The sequence below is a fragment of the Arsenophonus sp. ENCA genome (genome assembly GCF_002287155.1).
Classification (GTDB): Bacteria; Pseudomonadota; Gammaproteobacteria; order Enterobacterales; family Enterobacteriaceae; genus Arsenophonus; species Arsenophonus nilaparvatae.
This window is the reverse complement of sequence record NZ_NHNG01000536.1, coordinates 1-2,230: the sequence shown is the minus strand read 5'-3', so window position 1 is coordinate 2,230 and position 2,230 is coordinate 1. Positions and strand designations below refer to the sequence as shown.

Below are 2,230 nucleotides of genomic sequence, written 5' to 3'. Positions count from 1 at the left end.
CATAAACGATTATCTCGTAACAGCCGCTCTTTGTTGATCATTTCAAACCTTTATTCTCTAAGTTAAACCTCTTTTTATTCTCAATAGCGTGACAAAAAATGCAAGTCTCTATTCAGCAACTAGTTTAGTTGAACATTGGAAAAAATGGTGAGTAATCCAGGTCATGATAGTGAATTTCACCACGTTCATGCGCCATAACGACATCACGCGGTAAAATATGTTGTTTAGCATAATGTTTAGCAACAATACCTGCTAATAAATCGCGTTGAGTTGGAATAACCTTACTGTCTTTATTCGCATTCTCATTAAGTAACGAAACATTACTTTGCTCAATTAAGCCGCGAATTTCGTGAGTAAGACGGCTACTTTGTTCTCTGGCAATGTCCCGTTCATGGCGATATTCAATGTAATTTCTGGCCAGATCTTTATAAAGACCCGCCATCAGTTGATTTTCAACTGCATCCTGAATTTCATGAATATCAACGGTTTGGCGGTTGCCTAATTGTTGTTCGACGACTGAGGCGACATCTGCACAATATTGATCATCGCAAATCCCAGTGGCAGTGGCTGCACGCATGACGGCTTCTTTGATCCGATTTTTATCAAAAACGACCTGACAACCATCGCGTTTAATAACTACTGTTTTCACAATAGGCTCCTCCAATTATTATCCACAATTTAATCACAATTAATCAGGTAGCATTAAATTGTGGATAACTTGTCTATAAATTCTATATATAGTACTTTTAAGTATATTAAAGCACAATATATAGTATCTGGATGTTATTTAGCAGGGCTTTTATTGATCTAAAACAAAGAAATTTGATGTTGTTTGCTTTTTAGCTAAATGTTAATAACAACAGAGAGGTTTAAGTTGCTAATTATTTAAAAATCTTTATAGAAAAAGTTTCTATAAAGATTTGGTTAAGTAAATGGTTAAATCACAAGCGTTAGCTAAGTTTGATTAGGCATAATATCAAAGTTAGGGTTTTTATTGACGAATAGCTATCGCTTCAATTTCAATGCCAACATCTTTTGGTAAGCGAGCAACTTCGACGCAAGAACGAGCAGGATAAGGCGCATTATGTTGGTTAAAAAACGCTTCATAAGTGGCATTTACGCTCGCGAAATCATTCATATCTTTAACAAAAACGGTAGTTTTAACAATATTAGCCACACTGAGCCCCGCTTTTTCTACGATAGCCTGAATATTTTTCAGTGACTGTGTTGTTTGGGCAATTATGTCTTCAGCTATTTCACCGGTTTTTGGATCAATCGGAATTTGGCCGGATGTAATAATCATGTTGCCAAGATCAACACCTTGCACATAAGGGCCGATAGCTGCTGGTGCATTTTCAGTTTTAATTTCGTATGACATAAGTTGTTATTTACCTTGTAGTCTAAAAGTTAATTATAAATTTACTACACCACTATTCTAGTGGTCGACATGAATAAGAGGGTTATATAATACTGCATTACATATTATTAATTACCGCATGTCGATCAAAGGTTTTTTCACAATATTTGCATGTCAGAATGACTTCATTATGTCGCTGCTTAATGGTAAAACTGCTACTGACCGGTTCATTATTGCTACGCCAATTCCCAAACGAAATGCAACAAAGTAAATCCTTGGTCATACATAGATAAAATTACTGTAATGACCCCATAAGAGATACTGTTGTATGAAGGGAAAACATTTGAGCTTACATGAGCGTTTTTATATCGAAAAACGAATAATTGACGGTGTTACTCAGGCCACTATTGCTAGAGAATTGGGGCTTTCTCGTTCAACTGTCAGCAGGGAACTCAAACGTAATACTGATCCCGCTTTCCATGGACTTTATTCTTGCAGAAGAGCCGATACCTTAGCGAAAGCCAGACGTCTCAATAAATCTACACGAGATGCATTTAATCAACAAACCCCGCAAACGCAGGATTTTATCCGTAAGGAGCTTGCTTTACATACCTCGCCAGAAGTTATCAGTGGAAGGCTACGTCACGAGTTTCGCACAAAACTAATTTGGGTACGCTAATAAAACACGGATGTGCTCAGCAATAGCATTTTTGATTACGTCCCAATTTTGTTGATAAAGGGTTATTTTTTCAGATATACGACGTTTATGTTGTTCAAACCACGCAGAAATAGCGAGAAAAATATGATTTCTTTGCGCTCGGCTCGTGCGAGCCTGACAGCGTTCAATACCACAATTTTGTTTAACTTCTCGAT

General features: G+C 36.9%; 1 protein-coding gene and 4 pseudogenes. 1 reads left to right on the top strand and 4 read right to left on the bottom strand.

Annotated elements, in window-relative coordinates; translation table 11 throughout:
- Positions 1-127: 127 nt before the first annotated feature.
- From nrdD to CBG25_RS13925, 3 genes and pseudogenes are all read right to left on the bottom strand, one after another.
- A pseudogene (gene nrdD / locus CBG25_RS13935) lies at positions 128-649 on the bottom strand (anaerobic ribonucleoside-triphosphate reductase); the annotation flags it as partial.
- 342 nt (positions 650-991) lie between these two features.
- Positions 992-1,378: a RidA family protein gene (locus tag CBG25_RS13930; RefSeq protein ID WP_063655059.1), complete on the bottom strand. Its 387-nt coding sequence runs from the start codon at positions 1,376-1,378 to the stop codon at positions 992-994.
- Between the two features lie 97 nt (positions 1,379-1,475).
- Positions 1,476-1,595 (bottom strand): annotated as a pseudogene (locus CBG25_RS13925) (aspartate carbamoyltransferase regulatory subunit); the annotation flags it as partial.
- Positions 1,596-1,685: 90 nt separating this feature from the next.
- Here CBG25_RS13925 and CBG25_RS13920 point away from each other — a divergent pair.
- Positions 1,686-1,886 (top strand): annotated as a pseudogene (locus CBG25_RS13920) (helix-turn-helix domain-containing protein); the annotation flags it as partial.
- Positions 1,887-2,018: 132 nt separating this feature from the next.
- On the opposite strand, the pseudogene CBG25_RS13915 reads toward CBG25_RS13920, so the two are convergent.
- Positions 2,019-2,230, bottom strand: a pseudogene (locus CBG25_RS13915) (hypothetical protein); the annotation flags it as partial.

Excerpts from the sequence above, each read along its gene's own strand:
- CBG25_RS13930 (WP_063655059.1), bottom strand. The coding sequence starts at position 1,378 with ATGTCATACGAAATTAAAACTGAAAATGCACCAGCAGCTATCGGCCCT.